General features: G+C 67.0%; 20 protein-coding genes. 10 read left to right on the plus strand and 10 right to left on the minus strand.

All coding sequences use genetic code 11. The annotated features are described in order from the left end of the window. Nucleotides 1-114 precede the first annotated feature (114 nt). Entirely contained in the window at nucleotides 115-1,437 is a 1,323-nt protein-coding gene (locus MXC11_RS08815) for a UDP-glucose dehydrogenase family protein (protein ID WP_250008720.1), read from the minus strand. A gap of 109 nt (nucleotides 1,438-1,546) precedes the next feature. Here MXC11_RS08815 and MXC11_RS08820 point away from each other — a divergent pair, with 109 nt between their 5' ends. The 6 genes from MXC11_RS08820 (at nucleotide 1,547) to MXC11_RS08845 (ending at nucleotide 7,349) form a co-directional block, all read left to right on the plus strand. Continuing rightward, nucleotides 1,547-3,097: an ATP-binding protein gene (locus MXC11_RS08820; RefSeq protein WP_250008725.1), complete on the plus strand. Its 1,551-nt coding sequence runs from the start codon at nucleotides 1,547-1,549 to the stop codon at nucleotides 3,095-3,097. Next, complete coding sequence (locus MXC11_RS08825) at nucleotides 3,094-4,638, plus strand: ATP-binding protein (protein WP_250008727.1); 1,545 nt, start codon at nucleotides 3,094-3,096, stop codon at nucleotides 4,636-4,638. Before MXC11_RS08820 ends, MXC11_RS08825 begins: the two co-directional genes overlap by 4 nt. A gap of 46 nt (nucleotides 4,639-4,684) precedes the next feature. Next, nucleotides 4,685-4,984, plus strand: coding sequence for a hypothetical protein (locus tag MXC11_RS08830; RefSeq protein WP_250008732.1), 300 nt, complete (start codon nucleotides 4,685-4,687; stop codon nucleotides 4,982-4,984). A gap of 81 nt (nucleotides 4,985-5,065) precedes the next feature. Further along, complete coding sequence (locus MXC11_RS08835) at nucleotides 5,066-5,926, plus strand: M90 family metallopeptidase (RefSeq protein ID WP_250008738.1); 861 nt, start codon at nucleotides 5,066-5,068, stop codon at nucleotides 5,924-5,926. A gap of 37 nt (nucleotides 5,927-5,963) precedes the next feature. Continuing rightward, nucleotides 5,964-6,491, plus strand: coding sequence for an inorganic diphosphatase (gene ppa / locus MXC11_RS08840; protein WP_250008746.1), 528 nt, complete (start codon nucleotides 5,964-5,966; stop codon nucleotides 6,489-6,491). Between the two features lie 99 nt (nucleotides 6,492-6,590). Next, nucleotides 6,591-7,349, plus strand: a complete 759-nt coding sequence (locus MXC11_RS08845) for a sulfite exporter TauE/SafE family protein (protein ID WP_250008747.1) — start codon at nucleotides 6,591-6,593, stop codon at nucleotides 7,347-7,349. Here the strand turns inward: MXC11_RS08845 and MXC11_RS08850 are convergent. Then, nucleotides 7,334-10,396, minus strand: coding sequence for an efflux RND transporter permease subunit (locus MXC11_RS08850; protein WP_250008754.1), 3,063 nt, complete (start codon nucleotides 10,394-10,396; stop codon nucleotides 7,334-7,336). The two genes, MXC11_RS08845 and MXC11_RS08850, sit on opposite strands and share 16 nt — an antisense overlap. Then, nucleotides 10,393-11,451 (minus strand): efflux RND transporter periplasmic adaptor subunit, encoded by a 1,059-nt coding sequence (locus MXC11_RS08855; RefSeq protein WP_250008761.1) that lies wholly within the window; start codon nucleotides 11,449-11,451, stop codon nucleotides 10,393-10,395. The genes MXC11_RS08850 and MXC11_RS08855 overlap by 4 nt, the downstream gene beginning before the upstream one ends. A gap of 136 nt (nucleotides 11,452-11,587) precedes the next feature. On the opposite strand from MXC11_RS08855, the gene MXC11_RS08860 reads away from it, so the two are divergent. From MXC11_RS08860 to MXC11_RS08875, 4 genes are all read left to right on the plus strand, one after another. After that, on the plus strand, nucleotides 11,588-11,830 hold the full coding sequence (locus tag MXC11_RS08860; RefSeq protein ID WP_250008768.1) for an exodeoxyribonuclease VII small subunit: 243 nt from the start codon (nucleotides 11,588-11,590) through the stop codon (nucleotides 11,828-11,830). Then, nucleotides 11,827-12,717, plus strand: a complete 891-nt coding sequence (gene ispA, locus MXC11_RS08865; RefSeq protein ID WP_250008776.1) for a (2E,6E)-farnesyl diphosphate synthase — start codon at nucleotides 11,827-11,829, stop codon at nucleotides 12,715-12,717. Before MXC11_RS08860 ends, ispA begins: the two co-directional genes overlap by 4 nt. A 131-nt stretch (nucleotides 12,718-12,848) precedes the next feature. Beyond that, complete coding sequence (dxs, locus tag MXC11_RS08870) at nucleotides 12,849-14,759, plus strand: 1-deoxy-D-xylulose-5-phosphate synthase (RefSeq protein WP_250008794.1); 1,911 nt, start codon at nucleotides 12,849-12,851, stop codon at nucleotides 14,757-14,759. A gap of 87 nt (nucleotides 14,760-14,846) precedes the next feature. After that, the gene (locus tag MXC11_RS08875; RefSeq protein ID WP_250008801.1) at nucleotides 14,847-16,730 is read left to right on the plus strand and encodes a TonB-dependent receptor domain-containing protein; all 1,884 of its coding nucleotides are present in this window, start codon (nucleotides 14,847-14,849) and stop codon (nucleotides 16,728-16,730) included. A 12-nt stretch (nucleotides 16,731-16,742) separates the two neighbouring features. Here the strand turns inward: MXC11_RS08875 and MXC11_RS08880 are convergent, their stop codons facing one another. The 7 genes from MXC11_RS08880 to MXC11_RS08910 all read right to left on the minus strand — a co-directional run bounded on the left by MXC11_RS08880 (nucleotide 16,743) and on the right by MXC11_RS08910 (nucleotide 22,881). Beyond that, nucleotides 16,743-17,558 carry a cobalamin-binding protein gene (locus tag MXC11_RS08880; protein WP_250008808.1) on the minus strand — a complete coding sequence of 272 codons (816 nt, stop codon included), beginning with the start codon at nucleotides 17,556-17,558 and terminating at the stop codon, nucleotides 16,743-16,745. Then, nucleotides 17,558-17,980 carry an MFS transporter gene (locus MXC11_RS08885; protein ID WP_250008816.1) on the minus strand — a complete coding sequence of 141 codons (423 nt, stop codon included), beginning with the start codon at nucleotides 17,978-17,980 and terminating at the stop codon, nucleotides 17,558-17,560. The genes MXC11_RS08880 and MXC11_RS08885 overlap by 1 nt, the downstream gene beginning before the upstream one ends. Next, nucleotides 17,977-18,591, minus strand: coding sequence for a GTP cyclohydrolase II (ribA, locus tag MXC11_RS08890; protein WP_250008823.1), 615 nt, complete (start codon nucleotides 18,589-18,591; stop codon nucleotides 17,977-17,979). The genes MXC11_RS08885 and ribA overlap by 4 nt, the downstream gene beginning before the upstream one ends. A 133-nt stretch (nucleotides 18,592-18,724) precedes the next feature. Next, nucleotides 18,725-20,104 (minus strand): DEAD/DEAH box helicase, encoded by a 1,380-nt coding sequence (locus MXC11_RS08895; protein ID WP_250008831.1) that lies wholly within the window; start codon nucleotides 20,102-20,104, stop codon nucleotides 18,725-18,727. A 35-nt stretch (nucleotides 20,105-20,139) separates the two neighbouring features. Continuing rightward, on the minus strand, nucleotides 20,140-21,048 hold the full coding sequence (locus tag MXC11_RS08900; RefSeq protein WP_250008839.1) for a ribose-phosphate diphosphokinase: 909 nt from the start codon (nucleotides 21,046-21,048) through the stop codon (nucleotides 20,140-20,142). 2 nt (nucleotides 21,049-21,050) lie between these two features. Then, nucleotides 21,051-22,622: a thymidine phosphorylase family protein gene (locus MXC11_RS08905; RefSeq protein ID WP_250008846.1), complete on the minus strand. Its 1,572-nt coding sequence runs from the start codon at nucleotides 22,620-22,622 to the stop codon at nucleotides 21,051-21,053. A gap of 64 nt (nucleotides 22,623-22,686) precedes the next feature. Next, entirely contained in the window at nucleotides 22,687-22,881 is a 195-nt protein-coding gene (locus MXC11_RS08910; RefSeq protein WP_250008852.1) for a putative motility protein, read from the minus strand. Nucleotides 22,882-22,917 lie beyond the last annotated feature (36 nt).

Raw genomic sequence — 22,917 nt, forward strand, 5'->3', positions numbered from 1 at the left:
CCAGGGGGCTGAGGCTGCGTGCATCGTTGGTCATTTTGAAAATACTGATTATGCTCTATCTTATTGCCGGATTAATAACGCAAAGGGGGGAGGATGTCTCCCCCCCTTTTTCACTCAACGCCCAATCGACCGATACAAAATCCCCTTCCTCTCCATCCTGCGCGGCTCGAACAGGTTGCGCCCATCAAAGATCACCGGCTGCCGGAGCTGCTGCTTGATGAAGTCAAAGTCCGGCGCTTTGAAGGCCTGCCATTCGGTGACGATTACCAGGGCATCGGCACCTTTCAGTGCAGCCTCCTTGGTGCCGCACAGGCTCAGGCCATCGCGGTTGCCGTAGAGGCGCTGGGCCTCGTGCATGGCCTCCGGGTCGTAGGCCTGCACCCGCGCGCCAGCGGCCCAGAGCGCTTCCATCAGCACCCGGCTGGGCGCTTCGCGCATGTCGTCGGTGTTGGGCTTGAAGCTCAGGCCCCAGAGGGCGAAGGTCTTGCCGGCCAGTTCGCCGCCGAAGTGGCGGTGGATCTTCTCGAACAGGACCGTCTTCTGCGCTTCGTTGCGGCGCTCCACGGCCTTGAGCAGGCAGGCGTCGAAGTCGATGCCCTCGGCAGTGCGGATCAGCGCCTGCACGTCCTTGGGGAAACAGGAGCCGCCGTAGCCGGCACCGGCATAAATAAAGTGGTAGCCGATGCGTGGATCGGCGCCGATGCCCTGGCGGACCATCTCGATATCGGCGCCGAGGCGCTCGGCGAGGTTGGCGATCTCGTTCATGAAGCTGATCTTGGTGGCTAGCATGCCGTTGGCGGCGTACTTGGTCAGCTCGGCGCTGCGCACGTCCATGACGATGATCTTTTCCCGGTTGCGGTTGAAGGGCGCGTAGAGCTCGCGCATCACGTCCTCGCTGTCAGCGCTGGCGGTGCCGATGATGATGCGATCGGGGCGCATGCAGTCGGCGACGGCGGAGCCTTCCTTGAGGAATTCGGGGTTTGACACCACATCGACGCACAGGTCATCACGCCCACGCTCATGGAGGATCTGTCGAATGCGCTGCAGGACCTTGTCAGCCGTGCCGACCGGCACTGTGGATTTATCGACGATGATCTTGGGGGCATCCATGTGCCGGGCAATGTCCTGCGCCACAGCCAGCACGTACTGAAGGTCGGCGGAGCCATCCTCATCCGGTGGCGTGCCAACGGCGATGAACAGCAGTGATGCGTGGCGTACGCCCTCGGCCGCATCGGTGCTGAACCGCAGCCGGCCAGCCTGATGGTTATCCCGCACCAGAGACTCAAGGCCCGGCTCGTAGATGGGTATGCTGCCTTGCTGCAGACGCTCGACCTTGGCGGCATCGACATCGATACACAGCACCTCATGGCCCACCTCAGCCAGCACAGCAGCCTGTACCAGCCCGACATAGCCAATCCCGAAAACGGTCACTTTCATGCGATACAGCCCCCAAGACGTGTGCTGAGACGTTAGCACCTCGCCACACAAACGAGTAAGCCCCGCCCACTAAGCTACAATCGGCGCAGTCTTCGCCAAGGTGTCCGCCATGCCCCTGCCCCGTCGCAAGCTGCCCATCGGCATCCAGACCTTCGCCCGCCTCCGCGAGGATGACTGCTATTACGTCGACAAGACCGGGATGATCCTGCAGCTGATCGATGAGGGCAGCTATTACTTCCTCTCCCGCCCGCGGCGCTTTGGCAAAAGCCTGCTGATCGACACCATCGCCGAGCTGTTCGAGGGCCGCGAGCCGCTGTTTCGCGGCCTGGCCGCGCACGGGCGTTGGGACTGGAGCAAGCGCTATCCGGTGATCCGCATCAGCTTTGCCGATGGCGTACTGCACAGCCGCGAGGCGCTGGATGAGCGGATCAACGAGATTCTTGCCGAAAACGAGCAGCGGCTGGGCGTAGCGCCTGTAGAGGCCAGCATCCCCGGGCGCTTTGCGGCGCTGATCCGTAATGCCGAGAAGACCCACTGCCAGCGCGTGGTGGTGCTGGTCGATGAGTACGACAAGCCGATCCTCGATAACCTGACCCAGCCGGAGATCGCCCGCGAGATCCGCGATGGCCTGCGTAACCTGTATTCCGTGATCAAGGGCCAGGATGCGCATCTGCGCTTTGCCATGCTCACCGGCGTGTCCAAGTTCAGCAAGGTCAGTCTGTTTTCCGGGCTGAACAACCTCAACGACATCACGCTGGATGCCGCCTATTCGGCAATCTGCGGGTATACCGACGAGGATGTCGACACGGTATTTGCATCGGAGCTGGGCGGGCTGGATCGCGAGGAGATTCGCGCTTGGTACAACGGCTACAACTGGACCGGCACGCCGGTCTACAACCCGTTCGATCTGCTCTTGCTGTTCCAGAAGCGCCAATTCCAGCCCTACTGGTTTGAGACTGGCACACCGACGTTTCTGGTCGATCTGCTCACCGAGCGCCGGATCTTTGCGCCAGATCTGGAGCATCTTATGGCCAGCGAAAGCCTGCTGTCGGCCTTTGAGGTGGGCGATATTTCTACCGAGGCACTGATGTTCCAGGCTGGCTATCTGACTATCGACAGCGTTCGGCGCATCGGTGCGCAGCCTCGCTACCGGTTGCGCTACCCCAACCTTGAGGTGCGCAGCAGCCTGAACGATGCGTTGCTGGGCCGCTACCTGGCCAATCCTGGCAGCGCCGTGGCTAACACCACCCGCCTCCATGACCTGCTACTGGCCAACGATTTCCCCGGCTTGCAGCAGCTGTTCACCGCCTTCTTTGCCAGCATCCCCCACGATTGGTACCGCAATAACCCGATCGCTCAATACGAGGGCTACTGGGCCAGCGTGTTCTATAGCCACTTTGCCGCGCTGGGGCTGGATATACGTCTGGAAGATACAACCAACCACGGACGCATCGACATGACGGTGCTGTTCAACGGCCAAGTGTATTTGTTCGAGTTCAAGGTGGTGGAGCTGGTGCCAGAGGGCAAAGCCCTCGAGCAGATTCGCCAGCGTGGCTATGCCGACAAATACCGCGCCCGTGGCGAGCCAATCCATCTGATCGGCGTCGAGTTCAGCCGCGAGCAGCGCAGCGTGGTGGGATTTGCGGTGGAGCATTTATGAAACGTCAAAAATTACCGATCGGCATCCAGACCTTCGCCCGCTTGCGCGAGGATGGCTGCTATTACGTCGATAAAACCGCGCTGATCCTGCAGCTGATCGACGAGGGCAGCTATTACTTCCTCTCCCGCCCGCGGCGCTTTGGCAAAAGCCTGCTGATCGACACGATTGCCGAGCTGTTCGAGGGCAGCGAGCCGCTGTTTCGCGGCCTGGCCGCGCACGGGCGTTGGGACTGGAGCAAGCGTTATCCGGTCATTCGCCTGAGCTTTGGCGGTGGGGTGATTCGCGACGCGGCCGACCTGGGCAGCAAGATCGATGAACTGCTGAGGGTCAACGCACAGCGCCTCAACCTAGCCTGCACCCAGCACGACCGGCGCAGCCGCTTTGCCGAGCTGATCCGCGCGGCAGAGCGCCAGTATGGCCAGCGTGTGGTGGTTCTGGTCGATGAATACGACAAGCCGATTCTCGACAACCTGACCCGCCCGGAGATCGCCGGCGAGATCCGCGATGGCTTGCGCGACCTGTATTCAGTGATCAAGGACAGCGATGCCCACATCCGCTTTGCCATGCTCACCGGCGTATCCAAATTCAGCAAGGTCAGCCTGTTTTCGGGGTTGAACAACCTGCGCGACATCACCCTCTCCAGCGCCTATTCCGCGTTGTGTGGCTACACGGATACCGATGTCGATAGTGTGTTTGCCCCGGAGCTGGAAGGGCTGGACCGCGAGGAAATCCGCGCCTGGTACAACGGCTATAACTGGACCGGCACCCCGGTCTACAACCCGTTTGATTTGCTCCTGCTGTTCCAAGAGCGCGAATTTCGGCCATTCTGGTTTGAGACGGGCACACCGACTTTTCTCATTGATCTACTCACTGCACGGCGTACCTTCACTCCGGATCTGGAGCGGGTGATCGCGCTGGAATCGTTGCTATCGAGTTTCGATGTGGATCACATCCCCACCGAAGCCCTGATGTTCCAGGCGGGGTATCTGACCATTGATAAGGTTCGTCGCCTACCGGGGCTGATGCAGATGACCCTGCGTTACCCCAACCTGGAAGTACGCAGCAGCCTGAACAATGCCCTGCTCGGCGCCCTTACCGATAATCCTGCTCGCCAGGGCGTACACCTGCCGCGGCTCTATGATTTGCTACTGGCCAACGATTTCCCCGGCTTGCAGCAGCTGTTCACCGCCTTCTTCGCCAGCATCCCCCACGACTGGTACCGCAATAACCCGATTGCCCAATATGAGGGCTACTGGGCCAGCGTGTTCTACAGCCACTTTGCCGCGCTGGGGCTGGATATTCGTCTGGAAGATACAACCAACCACGGTCGCATCGACATGACGGTGCTGTTCAACGGCCATGTGTATCTGTTCGAGTTCAAGGTGGTGGAGCTGGTGCCAGAGGGCAAAGCCCTCGAGCAGATTCGCCAGCGTGGCTATGCCGAAAAATACCGCGCCCGTGGCGAGCCAATCCATCTGATCGGCGTCGAGTTCAGCCGCGAGCAGCGCAGCGTGGTGGGGTTTGCGGTGGAGCCAGCCTGAGCCAGCGCGGCGACGCCCAGACACGACGCTGGTAAACTGCCCACCCATGACGACCCTGCCCCACCATCAACGCCAATTCGCCAAGCGCCTTGCGGCGATTGGCGTCCAGTGTGATCACGCCCTCAGCGATGCATGGCGGCCGCATCTGGCCCACTACCGCCACCCGCAACGCATCCTGCTGCGGGTCGAGCACATCCACAAACGCTGCGCCCTGCTGCATGGCCTACTGCAGCTGCCGATGGGCCTGCGCGAGTTCCAGGCGCTGTTCAACCGCGAGCTGGACTTCATCCGCGGCGCCGAGCAGTTTCTTGATGAGCTGGGCATCGTCCAGATGCACCCGCACTGAGCGGCCACCCCGCCACCGGCACACTCGCTGCAAGCGCTGAGGCGTATTAGCATCCGGCACCCCCAAGGCTGTGAGGCTTGCATGTTCTTTCGCAATTGGCGCCGGCGCCGTGTGCTGGCGCGCCATCCGGTGGCGGATGCCGACTGGCAGGCCGCCTGCACCGCACTGCCGCTGCTGAGTGGTCTGGATGAGCTGGCGCTGACGCGCCTGCGCGAGCGGTGCGTGCTGTTCCTGCACGACAAACAGCTGACCGCCCTCGCCGGGGTCGCGCTCGACCAACCGGCTAGGCTGCGTCTGGCCGCGCAGGCTTGCCTTCCGCTGCTCGGGCTGCCGGAGCTGGACTGGTACCAAGGCTTTCGTGAAATCGTGCTGTATCCCGATGATTTTCTCAGCCCGCAGCGCTACCGCGATGAGAGCGGTATCGAGCATGCCTGGGATGAGGCACGCAGCGGTGAGGCCTGGCAGCAAGGGCCGGTGATTCTGGCCTGGCCGGGTGTGCTGGCCAGCGGCACGCTGGATGGCTACAACCTGCCGATCCACGAACTGGCCCACAAGCTGGACATGCTGAACGGCGCCGCCAACGGCCTGCCGCCCCTGCACGCGAACATGCGCCTGCAGGACTGGGCCGAGGCGATGCAGAGCGCCTACGACCAACTGAATACCCAGCTTGATACCGACCCCGACGCACAGACGCAGATCGACCCTTACGCCGCCGAGCATCCGGCCGAGTTCTTTGCGGTGACCAGCGAATACTTTTTCAGCGCCCCGGATCTGCTGCACGACGCCTTTCCCGCGGTGTACCAGCAGCTCGCGCTGTTCTACCGGCAGGACCCGCTGCAGCGTCTGGCCCCGGCGCTGGCGGCACTGGCAGCCGACCGCGCCACACCGTCAGCGGCTGACCCGGACGGCGCGCATGGCGAGACCGGCGGAATCCCCCTATAATCGCCGCCACTTTTGGCCCCCTCCCTTGGAGCCCCGCATGAGCTACAGCAACATCCCGGCCGGCAAGGACCTGCCGAACGACATCTACGTCGCCATCGAGATCCCCGCCAACCACGCGCCGATCAAGTACGAGATCGACAAGGACAGCGACGCGCTGTTCGTCGACCGCTTCATGGCCACCCCGATGTTCTACCCGGCCAACTACGGCTACATCCCCAACACCCTGGCCGACGACGGTGATCCGCTCGACGTGCTGGTGGTCACCCCCTACCCGGTCGCGCCGGGTGCCGTGATCCGCGCCCGTCCGGTCGGCATCCTGCACATGAGCGATGAAGGCGGTGGCGATGCCAAGGTGCTGGCCGTCCCGCACGACAAGCTGACCGTCCTGTACAAGGACGTGCAGAACTACACCGACCTGCCGAACCTGCTGATCGAGCAGATCAAGCACTTCTTCGAGAACTACAAGGATCTCGAGCCGGGCAAGTGGGTCAAGGTGGAGAGCTGGGGCGATGCCGAAGAGGCCCGCCAGGTGATTCTCAAGGCAGCGGCGGCCCATCAAAAGTAAGGACGACGCTGTCTGTACGGAAAACCGGCCCCACAAGGGCCGGTTTTTTATTGTCTGCGCTGGCGTATCCTCGGCCGACCCATCCCAAGGACGAACCTGATGATCCTGACTGATGCACTGCTGCTTCTGCTCGCCGGGCTGGCGGCGGGCGGCATGAACGCCCTGGCCGGTGGCGGAACCTTCTTCTCCTTCCCGGCGCTGCTGGCGGTCGGGTTGCCGCCGGTGACCGCCAACGCCACCAACGCGGTGGCGCTGTGGCCAGCCAGCCTGGCCGGGGCCTGGGCCGGACGACGCACCCTGCGCGAACTGGGGTCGCATTACCTGCTCGGGCTGCTGCTGGCTGGCCTTGCCGGCGGGCTGGCCGGTGGCCTGCTGCTGCTGGCTGGGGGCGATGAGCGCTTTCGGGCGCTGATCCCCTGGCTGCTGCTCGCCGCCACCGCGCTGTTTGCCGCCAGCCCCTGGCTGAGTCGCCTGCTGGCCCGCTGGCGCAGCGCAGCCACGCAGCCGCGCCACGGCGTAATCGGCCTCAGTGCCCATACGCTGGTCTCGGTGTACGGCGGCTACTTTGGCGCCGGCATGGGCATCCTGCAGCTGGCGGCGTTTGCCATCGAGGGTCATGCACCGGCAAGGGCCAATGCGCTGAAGAACCTGCTCTCAGCGATGATCTACAGCATCGCCAGCCTGACTTTCCTGATCGCCGGGCGGGTCAGCCTGATGGAGCTGGCCGTGCTGCTCGCCGGCGCGACGCTCGGCGGTTACGCCGGCGGGGCGCTCGGTGAGCGCCTGCCGGCCCGCTGGCTGCGCGCGCTGGTGATCAGCGTCGGCAGCGGCATGACCCTCTACTACTTCGTCGCCTGAGCTGGAGTACGCCCGAGGCGGAACCACAGCGCATACAGCGCCGGCACGAACAGCAGGGTGATCGCCGTGCCGGCCAGTACGCCACCGATCAGCACAAAGGCCAGCGGCCCCCAGAAGCTGTCCAGAGTCAGCGGGATAAAGGCCAGCGCCGCCGCCAAGGCGGTAAGCACTACCGGCCGGGCGCGGCGCACCGCGGCCTCCACCACCGCCGCGCGCGGCTCCATGCCCTCGGCCAGATGATCCTGCACCTGCTGGGTGAGGATCATGGTGTTACGCATCAGAATCCCCGCCAGACCAATCAGCCCGAGCAGCGCGACAAAGCCGAACGGCTGATCGAACAGCAGCAGCGCCAGCACCGCCCCGATCAGCCCCAGCGGCGCGGTGGCCACCACGATGAAGGTGCCGGAGAACGAGCGCATCTGCAGCATGATGAAGATCAGCATCAGCGCCACCATCACCGGCTGCAGCTTCTGGATCGAGGCGTCGGCCTTGCCGGACTGCTCCAGCGAGCCGCCAATATCGATGCGATAACCCTCCGGCAGCCCGGCGCGCAGCGGCACCAGCGCCGCCCACACTGCCAGGGTCACATCCGGCGCCTGCGCGCCCTGAATATCCGCCTGCACCGACAGCGCACGCTCGCGGTTGTAGCGGCGAATCACAGGCTCTTCAAAGCGCACCTCAAGCGAGCCCAGCTGCGCCAGCGGCACCTTGCGGCCATCGCCGGTACGCACTTCGAGCTGCTCGGGCAGCAGCACGCCGTCCGTACCGCGCAGGCCGCGCGCCTGCACCTCGACGCTGCGAATATCCTGCCGCAACTGGGTCACCGGCACGCCATCGAGCTGGAACTGCAGCTGGCGGGACAGCTCGGCGGGCGTCAGGCCGATGCGCTGCAGCTGCTCGATGTCCAGCGCCAGATGCAGCACCGGCACCCGCGCATCCGCCTCCAGATGGGCATCCACGGCGTGGGGATTGGCCGCCATCGCCTCACGCACCTGATGGGCAATCTCGCGCAGGCGCTGCGGATCCGGGCCGACCACCCGGAAGCTCACCGGCCAGACCACCGGCGGGCCGAACAGCAGGCGGGTGACCCGCACCCGTGCCTCGGGGAACTCGCCGGCGGCGAGGCGCTGGGTCAGCGCGGCGATGATCCGATCGCGGGCTTCCGCGTCCTGCCCAATGGCGATCAGCTTGGCGAACGCCGGATCCGGCAGCTCCGGGTTGGCGGAGATGAAAAAGCGCGGCGCGCCAGCGCCGACATAGGCCGAGAGGGTCTTCACCTCCGGCATCGCCGCGAGGATCTGCTCCAGCCGCCGCACAGTGGCATCGGTCTGGCCAATCGCGCTGCCCGGCGGCAGGTAGACGCTGATCAGCACCTCGCTGCGGTCGGAGCTGGGGAAGAACTGCTTTTGCACCAGCTGGGCCATGCCCAGCATCGCCAGCAGCAACAGGCCCAGCGTGCCGAACACCACGCGCTTGCGCCCGTGTACGCAGCGCTCGATCAGCACCCGCAAGCGCCGGTAACCGGGGCTCTGGTACAGATCGCCATGCGCATGGGGCTTGAGGGCTGCGGGCAGCAGGCGCACGCCCAGGTACGGCGTGAAGGTCACCGCCACCAGCCAGGAGACCAGCAGCGCGTAAGCCAGCACCCAGAAGATATTGCCGGCGTACTCCCCGACCCCCGACTCGGCAAAGCCGATCGGCACAAAGCCGGCCACCGTGACCAACGTGCCAAACAGCATCGGCGCGGCGGTGACGTTCCAGGCGTGGGTGGCGGCGCGTACCCGGTCCCAGCCCTCCTCGATCTTCACGATCATCATCTCGATGGCGATGATCGCATCGTCCACTAACAGCCCGAGGGCAATGATCAGCGCGCCGAGGGTGATGCGGTCGAGGTTGACGCCGGTCAGCTTCATCAGCAGGAAGGTCAGGCCAAGAGTCAGCGGTACGGCAATCCCTACCACCAGCCCGGCGCGCAGGCCGATGGCCAGCACGCTGACGCCCATCACCACCAGCACCGCGACCAAGAACTTGACCTGAAACAGATCGACCGCCGCCGAGATCGCCTCGGTTTGGTTGGTCAGCGCCCGCAGGTGCATGCCAAGCGGCAGGCGCGCCTGTTCGCGGGTCATGAACTCGGCCAGTCGCTCGCCAAATGCCAGGCCATTCTCGCCGCGGCGCATCACCACACCCAGCAGCAGCGCATCCTCGCCGCGGGCGCGCACCAGGTAGCTGGGCGGGTCTTCGTAGCCGCGGCGCACCGTGGCCAGATCACTCAGGCGCAGCAGGCGCTCGCCGATGCGCAGCGGCACGGCGGCCAGCCGCTCAGGGTCGGCCAGATCGCTGTCCAGGCGCAGGTAGGCGCGCGGTCCGGCCAGCTCCAGCTGCCCGGCGGGCAGCAGGCGGTTGTGGGCATCGATGGCAGCGAACACCTGCTCGGCGCTGATGCCGAGGTTATTGAGCCGTGCCAGATCGAACTCTAGCTGCACCCGCTCGCTGCGCTCACCGAGTAGCAGCGCCTTGTGCAGCCCCTCGACGCGCTGCAGGCGATCGCGGATCGCCTCGGCCTCGCGGGTCAGCTCGCGCATCGGCAGCCCCGGCGCGCTGAGGGCCAAGAGCGAGAAATACACATCGGAGAAATCATCATTGACCAGCGGCCCGATCACCCCGTCCGGCAGGCGCGGCATCTCGTCAAGCATGCGCTTGCGCACCTCGTAGAACAGCTCGGGCACCTTCTCGCTGGGGGTGAAGTCCTCGAACTCCACCTGCAGATCAGCACGCCCGGCGCGCACCGTGGTGTCGATGCGGTAGAGGTATTCGACTTCCTGAATGCGCTTTTCCAGCCGATCGACCACCTGCGTCTGCAGCTGCTCGGCACTCGCCCCCGGCCACAGCGCCGAAACCACCATGACCCGCACGGTAAACGCCGGATCCTCGGCACGCCCGAGCGCGAGGAAGGCGTAGCTGCCGGCGAGGATCGACAGCAGCAGGAAGAACAGCGACAGCGCCCGCTCACGCACCGCCAGCGCTGACAAGTTGGGGAAACTCATCGGCTGCGCTCCTGTACCGCAAGACCCGGGCTCAGCAGGTGGGTGCCCAAGGCGATGATCCGCGCACCGGGCGCCAGCGGAGCGCGGATTCGTGCGTGTTCTGCCTCAAGAGCCAGCACCTCGACGGCCAGCGGCGTGGCGCGGCCCTCGATCACCTGCCAGACCTGCGCCCCCTGCCCGCGCTCATCCAGCGCGCCCAGCGGCACCCGCAGCGTCGCCGCCTCGTTGGCGCCAGCGGGCGCCTGCTGCAGCCGCACCTGCACCACGCTGCCAAGTGCCGGCAGCAGGGCCGGATCCTCGATCCGATAGCGGGCGCGCCAGCTGCGGCTTTGTGCATCAGCCGCCCCGGCGATCTCGCGCAGGGTCAGTGCGGTACGGCCCTCGGCCAGCAGCAGCTCGCCGCGCACCGGCGGGTGATCGCCTTCCGGCAGGAACACCTCGACCTCCCGCTCGCCAGCAACCGCCAGCTCCGCCACTGGCTCGCCGGCGGCCACCACCTGCCCGGGCTCGGCATGCAGTTCGATCAGCACCCCCGCCTCAGCGGCCTGCAACGTGGCGTAACCCAGTGCATTGCCCGCCTCGCGATAGGCAGCCTGAGCGGCGCGCCGCCGCGCCTGCGCCTCGCGGGTGGCGCGCTCGGCCAGCTCCAGCGCCTGCAGGCTGACCGCGCCCTCCCCCTGCAGACTGCGCAAACGCTGCAGGTCGCGCTGCTGCAGCTCCAGCGCCCGGCTGGCGGCCGACTGCTCGGCCTCGGCGGCCTGCAGGCGCTGACGCAGGTCACGCGGGTCGAGTTGCAGCAGGCGCTGACCGGGCTTGACCACCTGCCCGGCGTCCACCCAGCGCTCCAGCACCCGACCACCGACCTGAAAAGCCAGCGGCACCTGCCGACGGGCCTGCACGGTGGCTGAATAGAGGCGGCTGGCCTCGCCCTCGGCCTCCACCGCCACGGTCAGCACCCAGGGCGCGGCAGCGGATCGTGGATCGGACGAATCTTCGCCGGAACAGCCGGCGAGCAGGAGCGCAAGCAGCGCGGCGATCAGCACCTTGCCGGACATGGCAGATTCCCTGTGGGTGACGATGAATGGGCGCCGATTCTACCCGAAGCAGGGCGGCTTTCCCGCATCGGCGTTTGCCGCTGGCCGGGGCGGTCTGCTAGTGTCGCGGCGTTTTTTCTGCGCCGAGAGTGCTGTCATGGCCCGCAAGCAAACCCCCGACTTCGAGCAGTCCCTCAGTGAGCTGCAAACCCTGGTCGAGCGCCTGGAAAGCGGCACGCTGTCGCTGGAAGAATCGCTCGGCGCCTTCGAGCAGGGCATCCGTCTGACCCGCGACTGCCAGGCCGCCCTCAGCCAAGCGGAACAGAAGGTGCAGCTGCTGCTCGGCGAGGGGGAAAACCTGCGCCGCGTGCCATTCAGCAGCGAGGAGCCAAGCGCGTGAACCTTGCCGACTACCAGCGCGGCTGCCAGACCCGCGTCGATGCCGCCCTGGAGGCCCTGCTACAGGCGCCCTCTGCCGAGCTGAGCCACCTGTATGCGGCGATGCGCTACAGCGTGACCAACGGCGGCAAGCGGGTACGCCCGCTGCTGGCCTATGCCGCCTGTCAGGCGCTGGGCGGCGCGCCGGAGCGGGCCACTGCCGCCGCCTGTGCGCTGGAGCTGATCCATGCCTACTCGCTGGTGCATGACGATCTGCCGGCCATGGACGATGACGACCTGCGCCGCGGCCTGCCCACCACCCACATTGCCTTCGACGAGGCCACCGCGATCCTCGCCGGCGACGGCCTGCAGGCGCTGGCCTTCGAGGTGCTCAGTGATCCGCGGCACAATCCGCTGGAAACCGAGGTGCGCCTGGCGATGATCAGCGTGCTGGCCCGCGCCGCAGGACCTGCCGGGATGGTCGGCGGACAGGCAATCGATCTGGGCGCGGTCGGCCACAAGCTCGATCAGGCGGCGCTGGAAACCATGCACCGCCACAAGACCGGCGCGCTGATCGAGGCCAGCGTGCAGCTCGGCGCCCTGGCCAGCGGCCACGCCACCGCCGCCTGCCGCGCGGCACTCGCCCGCTATGCCGCGGCCATCGGCCTAGCCTTTCAGGTGCAGGACGACATCCTCGATGTCGACAGCGACAGCGCCACCCTTGGCAAGACCGCCGGCAAGGATCAGGCCAACGACAAGCCGACCTACCCGCAGCTGCTCGGCCTTGACGCCGCCCGCCACTATGCCCGGGCGCTGTGCGATCAGGCGCTAGAAGCCCTGGCCAGTTTTGATGCCCGCGCCGATGCCCTGCGCGCACTGGCCCGCTATATCGTCGAGCGCCAGCACTGAGCCCCCCAGCACTGAGGCACCCGCCGCGCCGCTGTGAGCGGCCACGCGGCTCGACCTTCGCCTTGCTTGGGCGCCTCGGTAGCTTCGGGTAAACTCGCGACCCTCATTGTCCGACTGCCGAACCTGCCCCGATGCCCAAGACGCTGCACGAGTTTCCCCGCCAGCGGCCTGACACGCCCCTGCTCGATCGCATCGACAGTCCCGCCGTGCTGCGCACCCTCAGCGAAGCCGAGCTGGACACCCTGGCCGACGAGCTGCGCCAGTACCTGCTCTACACGGTGGCACGCACCGGTGGACACTTTGGTGCCGGCCTTGGCGTGGTCGAGCTGACCATCGCCCTGCACTACGTCTACCAGACCCCGGAGGACCGGCTGGTCTGGGATGTCGGGCATCAGGCCTACCCCCACAAGATCCTCACCGGGCGCCGCGAGCAGATGGCCACCCTGCGCCAGAAGGACGGCCTGGCCGCCTTCCCGCGCCGCAGCGAGAGCGCGTACGACACCTTTGGCGTCGGCCACTCCAGCACCTCGATCAGCGCCGCACTGGGCATGGCCATCGCCCACCGCCTGCAGGGTAGCGAGCGACGCAGCGTGGCGGTGATCGGCGATGGCGCGCTGACCGCCGGCATGGCCTTCGAGGCCCTCAATCACGCCTCGGAAGTCGGCGCCAACATGCTGGTGGTGCTCAACGACAACGACATGTCGATCTCCAAGAACGTCGGCGGACTGTCCAACTACCTGGCGAAGATCCTCTCCAGCAACACCTACGCCAGCATGCGCGAGGGCAGTAAGAAGATCCTCTCGCGCATCCCCGGCGCCTGGGAAATCGCCCGGCGCACCGAGGAACACGCCAAGGGCATGCTGGTACCCGGCACGCTGTTCGAGGAGCTGGGCTGGAACTACGTCGGCCCGATCGACGGCCACGACCTGCCGCTGCTGATCGCCACCCTCGGCAAGATGCGCAGCCACAAGGGCCCGCAGTTCCTGCATGTGGTGACCAAGAAGGGCAAGGGCTTTGCCCCGGCCGAGGCCGATCCGATCGGCTATCACGCCATCGGCAAGCTGGAAGTGGACGACCCGCAGCAGCCGCGCAAACCGAGCGGCCCCAAGTACGCCAGCGTGTTCGGCCAGTGGCTGTGCGACATGGCCGCCCAGGATGCGCGGCTGATCGGCATCACCCCGGCGATGAAGGAAGGCTCGGATCTGGTCGCCTTCGCCGAGCAGTACCCCGAGCGCTACTTTGATGTGGCGATTGCCGAGCAGCACGCGGTGACCCTCGCCGCCGGCCTCGCCTGCGAAGGCACCAAGCCGGTGGTGGCGATCTACTCGACCTTCCTGCAGCGCGCCTACGATCAGCTGATCCACGATGTGGCGGTGCAGGATCTGGACGTGCTGTTCGCCATCGACCGCGCCGGACTGGTCGGCGAGGACGGCCCGACCCATGCCGGCAGCTTCGACATCTCTTACCTGCGTTGCATCCCCGGCATGCTGGTCATGACCCCGAGCGATGAAAACGAGCTGCGCCTGCTGCTCTCCACCGGCTACCACTATCCGGGCCCGGCGGCGGTGCGCTACCCGCGCGGCAACGGCCCGAATGCGCCGATCAGCCCCGCGCTGGACGGCGTGGAAATCGGCAAGGGCGTGCTCCGCCGTCAGGGCCGCGGTGTGGCGCTGCTGGTGTTTGGCGTGCAGCTGGCCGCCGCGCTGGAGGTGGCCGAGCGGCTGGATGCCACGGTCGCCGACATGCGCTTCGTCAAGCCGCTGGACGAGGCGCTGGTCCGCCAGCTGGCCGAAACGCATGCTCTGCTGGTGACCCTCGAAGAAAACGCGGTGATGGGCGGCGCCGGCAGCGCGGTCGGTGAGTACCTGGCCCGCCTTGATCAGCGCGTCTCGCTGCTGCAGCTGGGCCTGCCGGATCACTACGTCGAGCACGCCAAACCAGCGCAGATGCTCGCCGAATGCGGCCTGGATGCGCCCGGCATCGAGGCGGCGATTCGCACCCGACTGGCCCAGCATGAATCCGGCTCATCGCCGGCGGCGTAATCCTCACTTGAGCCCCCGGACGGTGCCGTGCAGGATGCGCGGCACCCGCTTCCCGGCCTGTGCCGGCCTGACCGTTGAGAAATTCCCATGAAGATGTCCCGTCTGGCGCTGGCGATTGCCCTGCTGCCGAGCCTTGGCTGGGCGCAAGTGCCCAGCGACCTCGACCGGCAGCTCAAGCTGGCGGATCTGGTGATCACCGCCAACCGCCAAGCGCAGCCGCGCGAGCAGAGCAGCGCCCTGACCCACGTCTTCACCCGCGCCGACATCGAGCGCCTGCAGGCCTCAAGCCTGGTTGATCTGCTCAACCGGGTGCCGGGCGTGCAGGTGCTGCAGAACGGTGGACGCGGCAGCCTGAGCAGCCTGTCGATCCGCGGCACCCGCAGCGCGCAGAGTCTGGTATTGATCGATGGCCAGCGCGTGCTGGATGCCGCCAGCGGCATCGCCCAGCTGGAGGCCTTGAGCGTCGCGCAGATCGAGCGCATCGAAGTGCTGCGCGGCCCGCGCTCGGCGGTCTATGGCGCCGATGCCATCGGTGGCGTGGTGCAGATCTTCACCCGCCGCGCCGAGGGCACCGGGCTGCAGCCGAACCTGCGCCTCGCCTATGGCAATCGCGGCACCTGGGAGCGTTCGCTGGGTGTTGCCGGCGGTGATGCCGCCACCCGCTTCAGCCTGCAGGCCAGCGCCGACAGCACCCAGGGCATCGACCGCACGACGGCCTCCAGCCCCTCTGATCAGGACCGCGATGCTTGGCGCAACAACGCCTTCAGCCTCAACGTCAGCCACCGTTTCAGTGACCGACTCGCCGCCGGCGCCAGCGTGCTGGATCAGCGCGGTGAGAGCGAGTTCGACCTGAGCTTCGCGCAGCCCTACCCCTACAACGATTTTCAGGTCAGCAGCTACGCCGCCTACCTGGACGCACAAGTACACGAACGCTGGAACAGCCGCTTGGAGCTGGGCCACACCACCAATCGCAACGTCACCCGCGGCGATGGCTCGACCAGCAGCAGCCCATTCAACACCTACCGTGACAGTGTGGCGTGGCTCAACACCCTGGAGCTGGCCGACGGGCACAGCCTGCTGCTCGGCGCCGATGCCTATCAGGAAAGCCTGCACAGCGTCCCGCGCTATCAGCAGACCGAGCGGCGCAACCATGCCGGTCTGCTGCAATACCGCGTCACCGGCGAGCAACTGGGCGGCGAACTGGGCCTGCGCCACGACAAGAACAGCCAGTTCGGAAGCCAGAACACCCTCAACGCCGCCCTTAACCTGAACATCAGCGAGGCCCACGCCCTGACGCTCTCCTACGCCGAGGGCTTCCGCGCGCCCAGCTTCACCGATCTCTACTACCCCGACTCCTGCTTCCCGGGCTTTGGCTGCTTCACTTACGCCAACCCGGCGCTGCGCCCGGAGCAATCCAAAACCTATGAGCTGCAGTGGCGCGCCGAACTCGGCGAGCAGACGCGCCTGGAAGCGGCGATCTACCGCACCGACCTGCGCGATGCCATCGTCTTCAGCGGCATACCGCGCAATGTGCAGGCGGTGCGCATCAATGGCTTCGAGATGGGGCTGCAACAGGAGCTGTTCGGCTGGCAGAGCAGCGTGGCACTGAGCCTGATCGATCCGCGTGACCGCGATACCGGCCAGCAGCTCAGCCGCCGCGCCAAGCGCACGCTGAGCGTTGATCTGGACCGCCCGTTCGGCGCCTTCTCGATCGGAGCAGGCTGGCTGGCGGTCAGCCGCAGCTATGACGATGCCGCCACCCAGCGGGAGATCGACGGCTTCGGGCTGCTGAACGTGCGGGCCAGCTGGCAGGCGACCCCCTCGCTGCAGCTGGGCCTCAAAGTCGATAACCTGCTGGACAAGGCCTACGCGCGCGCCCTCTACGACCATGACTTCGATGGCCTGTACCACCCCTACCGCGAAGAGGGGCGCAGCGCGCTGTTCTCCGTGAGCTGGACGCCTCAGCCCTGAGGAACCCGGAACTCAGCGCGCCCGCGCCAGCTGCGCACAAAGCTGGCGGGTCGCCGCCAGCATCTGGAAACTCGGGCGCACCAGGCGGCTGTCCGGCACCGCCCAGACCTGCTGCGCCTGCACGGCGCGCAGGTGACTCCAGCGCTGCCAGTCGGTAGCCAGGTGCGCGTCACCGACCAGGATCACCTGCGGATCACGCGCCAGCACCGCCTCGACGCTCACCTGCGGCGCCGGCAGGCTCAGATCCTCGAACACGTTGCGCGCCCCGCACAGGCGCAGCGCATCGCTGATGATCTGCCGCCCGCCCAGGGTGTACAGCGGGCGATCCCAGACCTGATAGAACACCGTCAGCGGCTCGGCGCGCGCATAGCGCGTCCGCAGCTCGGCAATTTCTGCACGCATGGTATGGGCCAGCCGCTCACCCGCCTCCGCCCGCCCGACCGCCCGGCCGATCACCGCCAGCTGGGTGGCCAGCTCGCTGAGGCTGTGGGGCTGGGTTTCGATCAGCGGGATGCCCAGCTCACGCAGCCGCGCATGCAGGGCCGGGCCCAGCCCATCGGGCCAGAGCAGGATCAGGTCCGGCTGCAGGGCCAGCAGGGCTTCGAGATTGAGCTGTCCCTGGCGCCCCAGCGAGGGCACATCGGCCAGCTCAGGCGGGCGCGGTCCGCCATCGAGGATGCCGACCACCTGCTCGGCGGCGCCCAGCTCGATCATGATGTCGCTGAGCGAGGGTGCTGTGGTCACCACACGCCGCGCTGGCTGCGCAGCTAGCGCGGCGTGGCTCAGGGTCGCCAGCAACGCCAGCAGCAGGGCGATGCCGCGGCGCATCAGCCGAGCTGACGGGGCAGACGGTAGAGAATGGCAATCACCAGACTGGCCATCAGCAGCAGCGCCACCGGAACTGCATGCAGCTCGGCGACCCGGCCAAGCGCAGCAATCCACACCGGCAGCAGCGCCGCCAGCAGGCCGTTGCGCTGGGTGGTGGCCAGGTGCTGCCAGGCAGCGGCCTCACCATCGCTGCGCAGGGCGCGCTGGCAGGCGATCAGCGCGCGCTTGTAGCGATGAAAGAGCGGCAGGCTGACGAACATGCTGGTGAGCGCGACGATAAACAGCGGCATTGCCAGGTTCTCCGGCAGTCCCGCCTGCTCGGGCGCCAGGCGCAGCGCCAGCAGCGGCACCCAGCCGAGGATCAGCAGCCCCCACCAGCGGCGGGCAAAGCCGGCACGCTGACGCTTGATCGCGCTGCTCATGCCTCCTCCTCGCCCTGATGCAGGTTGCCGAGCAGGTGGCCGAGCTTGCCGGCCTTGGTCGAGAGGTAATGCCGGTTGTGGGGATTGAGCCCGCTGTGCAGCGGCACCCGCTCGGCCAGATGGATGCCGTAGACCTCCAGCGCCTTGAGCTTGCGCGGGTTGTTGGTCATCAGCTTGAGCTCGCGGATGCCCAGATGATCGAGCATCGGCCGGCACATGGCGTAGTCGCGCTGGTCAGCGGCAAAGCCCAGGCGCTCGTTGGCTTCCACCGTATCTGCGCCGGCATCCTGCAGCTCATAGGCGCGGATCTTGTTCAGCAGGCCAATGCCGCGGCCTTCCTGACGCAGGTAGAGCAGCACGCCACGGCCCTCGGCAGCGATGGCGCGCAGCGCCGCCTCCAGCTGGGCGCCGCAGTCACAGCGCAGGCTGAACAGCGCATCGCCAGTCAGGCATTCGGAGTGCAGACGCCCCAGCACCGGCGCGCCGTCGGCGACATCGCCCAGGGTCAGGGCCACGTGCTCCTTGCCGGTCTCCTCATCGAGAAAACCGTGCATGGTGAACACGCCAAAGGGGGTGGGCAGCTTGGAAGCGGCGACAAAGACGACGGACACCGGGACACTCCTGCAGATCGGTAAGGCCGGCGATTGTAGCAGCAGCACCCGGCGGATTGGCGCGACGATTGATCGCCCGGCCCGCCGGCCGAAACGCCACGGACGCTCGCGAGAACGGCGTCCCTGCTCGCACTCAGCGTCCGCGACCGCCCGGCTTGCCGGCGGGCTTGCCGCCCTTGCCAGCCCCGGCCGGGCGTGGACCTTTACCCAGCCGCCCGGCCGAGAAGGCTGGAATCTGGCGCACCGCCTCGACCTTGGGCGCGCTGCTGTCCACCCAGCGGCCTAGCGCCTTGCCCGATGCGGCGTCGGTCTTGGGCTTCTTGAATTTCTTCGGCTTCTTCAAGACCTGACCATCGGCGGTGGTCGGTGGCACCCGGTGCTCGGGGACAAAACCCGGCTCATCCTGACGCGCCAGTACCCGGCCCAGCAGTGCCTCGATGGCCGCCAGCAGCTCCACCTCGTCGGCGCAGACCAGGGAAAGCGCCTCACCCGAGGCACCGGCACGCCCGGTACGGCCGATGCGGTGCACGTAATCTTCGGCGACGATCGGCAAATCGAAGTTGACCACCTGCGGCAGCGCCTCGATGTCCAGCCCGCGCGCGGCCACGTCGGTGGCGACCAGCACCTGCACCTCACCAGCCTTGAAGCGCTCCAGCGCCCGCAGGCGCGCCGGCTGCGGCTTGTCGCCGTGGATCGCATCCGCACGGATGCCCTGCGCCTCCAGCTCGCCGACCAGCGCCTCGACGCCCTTGCGGGTCTTGGCAAACACCAGGGTCTGACCCCAGCGGCGGCTTTCCAGCAGGTGCAGGAACAGCTCGCTCTTGCGCTTCTTGTCCACCGGAATCAGCGACTGGCGCACCGTCTTGGCCGCACTGTTGCGCGGCGCGACCTCAATGGACAGCGGATCGCGCAGCAGCAGCCGGGCCATCTGCCGTACCTCCTCGGAGAAGGTCGCCGAGAACAGCAAGGTCTGGCGGCGCTGCGGCAGCATCACGAACAGCTCGTCGAGCTCGCGGGCAAAGCCGAGATCGAGCATCCGATCGGCCTCATCGAGCACCAGCGCCTGCAGCTGGGCGAACTTCACCGCGTTCTGCCGGAACAGATCGAGCAGCCGGCCGGGAGTGGCCACCAGCACATCGACGCCACGGCGCAGGCGCATCATCTGCGGATTGATGCTCACCCCACCGTAGGCGGCCAGGGTGCGCAGCGGCAGGTGGCGGCCATAGTCCTGCACGCTCTGGTGCACCTGCTCGGCCAGCTCGCGGGTCGGCACCAGGATCAGCGCACGCACCGCATTGGGCGCCACCGCCGGGCCTTCGGTCACCAGCCGCTGCAGCAGCGGCAGGGCGAAGCCTGCGGTCTTGCCAGTGCCGGTCTGCGCGGCGGCCAGCAGGTCACGGCCCTTGAGGATCGCGGGGATCGCCTGCTGCTGGATCGGCGTGGGGGTCTGGTGGTCGAGTTCGGCAAGGGCGCGCAGCAGCGGCTCGAGCAAGCCGAGGGAAGCGAAGGTCATGGCAGGCAACCGGCAGGGAAACGAAGGCGCGCAGTTTAACAGCTGCCGCGCGCCAGCAACGGCCGCAGCGCGTCAGCCAGCAGCGGCGCAACGGCCATCGCATTGCTGGGGTGGGCGATGCAGTCGCTGCTCCACACCTCACCGACCCCGGCGGCCTGGATTGTCTCCAGCGCACCGGGGGCGAACAGCGCGTGGGTCACCGCCACATCCACCGAGGCCGCGCCGGCGGCCAGCAGCAGCTCGGCGGCGCGCGCCAGGGTATGCCCGGAGCTGGCGACATCATCGAGCAGCACCACCGCGCGGCCACGTACATCCAGCTCAGGCAGAGCAATCTGCACCGCGTGATCGCCGTGGCGCACCTTGTCGCATACCCCGTAGTCGAAACCGTGGGCGGCCGCGGCCGCCTCGATCCACTGCCGCGACTCGGCATCCGGGCCGATCAGCAGCGGGTTGTTGATTCGCGCGGCAATCAGCTCGGCGAGCAGCGGCGCGCCGGACAGGCTCAGCGCCGTGCCCCGCGGCACCGCCTCGCTCAGGGTGCTGATGCGGTGCAGGTGCGGATCAACGGTGACCAGCGCATCAAAATGCTCGGCGAGAAACGCGCCAATCACCTGCTGGCTGACCACCTCGCCCGGCCGAAACGCCATGTCCTGACGCATGTAGGCCAGGTACGGGGCCACCAGCAGCAGGCGCTGGGCGCCGAGGCGGCGCGCCTCACCGGCGACCAGCAGCAGCTCGACCAGCTTCTCGTTGGGCCGATCTAAGCTGCGATAAAGCAGCAGGGTGTCGGCCAGTGCGCCCTCCTCGCCCAGTGGCAAACGCAGGCGCAGCTCCTCATCGGGGAAGCGGTGACGCTCGATTTCCGCCGCCGGCAGCGCCAGCGCAGCGGCCAGACGCAGCGCCGCGTCACGCTCATCGGCGAAGTACCACAACTGTACGGCCATGCTCAGAACTCCACGAACAGGTGAGGCAGCTCATCGGCATCCCCTAAGGCAAAGCCGCTGCTGCGCAGGCTGGCCTGGCGGGCAAACTCCAGATCCGCCGGGAAGGCCGCATACACCCGGTACAGCGGCTCACCCTCCGTCACCGGCTCACCGAGCTTGCGCAGCAGATCGACGCCGCCGCCCTGCACCTTGGGCGCACCGGCCAGCCGGGCAATCCGTGCCAGTTGCAGGTTATCGACCCCGACCACCACGCCCGAGCACTCAGCCAACACCTCAAAACTCAACGGCGCCAGAGGCGGATCATTGTGATCGAAGGCCTTGCTCCCCTGGGCGGCGATCAGCGCCTGCATCTTGGCCAGCGCCCGACCGGATTCGAGGATGTCGCGGGCAATCGCGTAGCCATCGCCACCGCGCACATCCGGATCGAACTCGATCATCCGCCCGGCTAGACGCAGCGACTTCTGGCGCAGATCGTTGGGCGCCCTGGGGTCGTTCTCCAGTACGCGCATCACATCGCGTGCCTCGAGCGCCGGACCGATGCCGCTGCCCACCGGCTGGCGGCCATCGGTGATCACCACGTCGATGGTCAAGCCCAGCCGGCGGCCGACGAACTCGAAGAGCTTGCGCAGGCGCTGCGCCTCCGGCATCGAGCGCACCTTGGCGGTCGGTCCGACCGGGATGTCTAGCACCAGATGGGTGGAGCCGGCGGCGAGCTTCTTGGAGAGGATCGAGGCGACCATCTGCCCGGGCGAGTCGATCGACAGTGGCCGCTCCACGGCGATCAGTACATCATCGGCCGGCGACAGATCGCTGGTGCCGCCCCAGGCCAGGCAGCCACGGTGCTCGCGGACGATTTCCTCAAGGCGCTCGAACGGCAGCGCGACGTTGGCCAGCACTTCCATGGTGTCGGCGGTGCCGGCCGGTGAGGTGATCGCCCGCGAGCTGGTTTTCGGGCAGAGCATGCCGTGGGCGGCGACGATCGGCACCACCAGCATCGAGGTGCGGTTGCCGGGGATGCCACCGATGCAGTGCTTGTCGACCACCGGCTGCTCGTGCCAGTCGAGGCGCCGGCCCACCCGGCTCATCGCATCGGTGAGAAAATACACCTCCTCGCGGTCCAGCTCGCCCTGATTGCAGGCAACCAGAAAGGCGGTCAGCTCGATCTTTGAATAACGGCGCCCGGCAATGTCGCGGATGATGGCGCGAAAGTCCTCGCCATTCAGGCGCTCGCCGGCAATCTTGCGGCGCAGGGCCGGGATCGACGGCGGCGGCTCAGCCTGGGAAATGCTGGCCGGATGCCCGGGCGCTACCGCCAGCTGGGCGAAGGCATCCTCGGAAAGCCCCAGCTCGCCGCAATCGACGATCGCCGGATCATCCACCACGTTGAGGCTGGCGAGGATGCGCCGGCCATTGGCGCGCACCTCGACCTTGGACAACGCCTGAAAGCCCTCGGCGCGGTACACCGCACAGTCGCGGTGCAGGTAGGCGACGTTCTCGCGGTAGGTATCGATGGCGACCCGGCGCAGGGCCAGGTGCTCGGGATGCGGCTCAGCCGCGGTGCCTTCATCGTGCATGGCCGCCTCCTTGAGCGCAGCAGACACCGCCCCGCGTGGGGGGCGGTGCACCGGAGGGGCAAGGTCAGGCGATTTCGTGCAGTAGGGTGCCGACGCTGCCGCTGTCGGCCAGCTTCGGTACGCTGTCGACCAGCTGGGTGATCTGGCTGGCCTGGGTGTCGAGCGCCTGCTTGAGCAGGCTGGCCTGTGCTTCCTGGCGGGTGTTGACCTCACCCAGGGCCACGGCGATGTCGACCATGTTGTTGGCGGCGATATCCATTGGCATGTCCTCACGACAGACGCCCGCAACGGGGCA

It is taken from the genome of Pseudomonas eutrophicaquae, from assembly GCF_023544715.1.
Classification (GTDB): Bacteria; Pseudomonadota; Gammaproteobacteria; order Pseudomonadales; family Pseudomonadaceae; genus Geopseudomonas.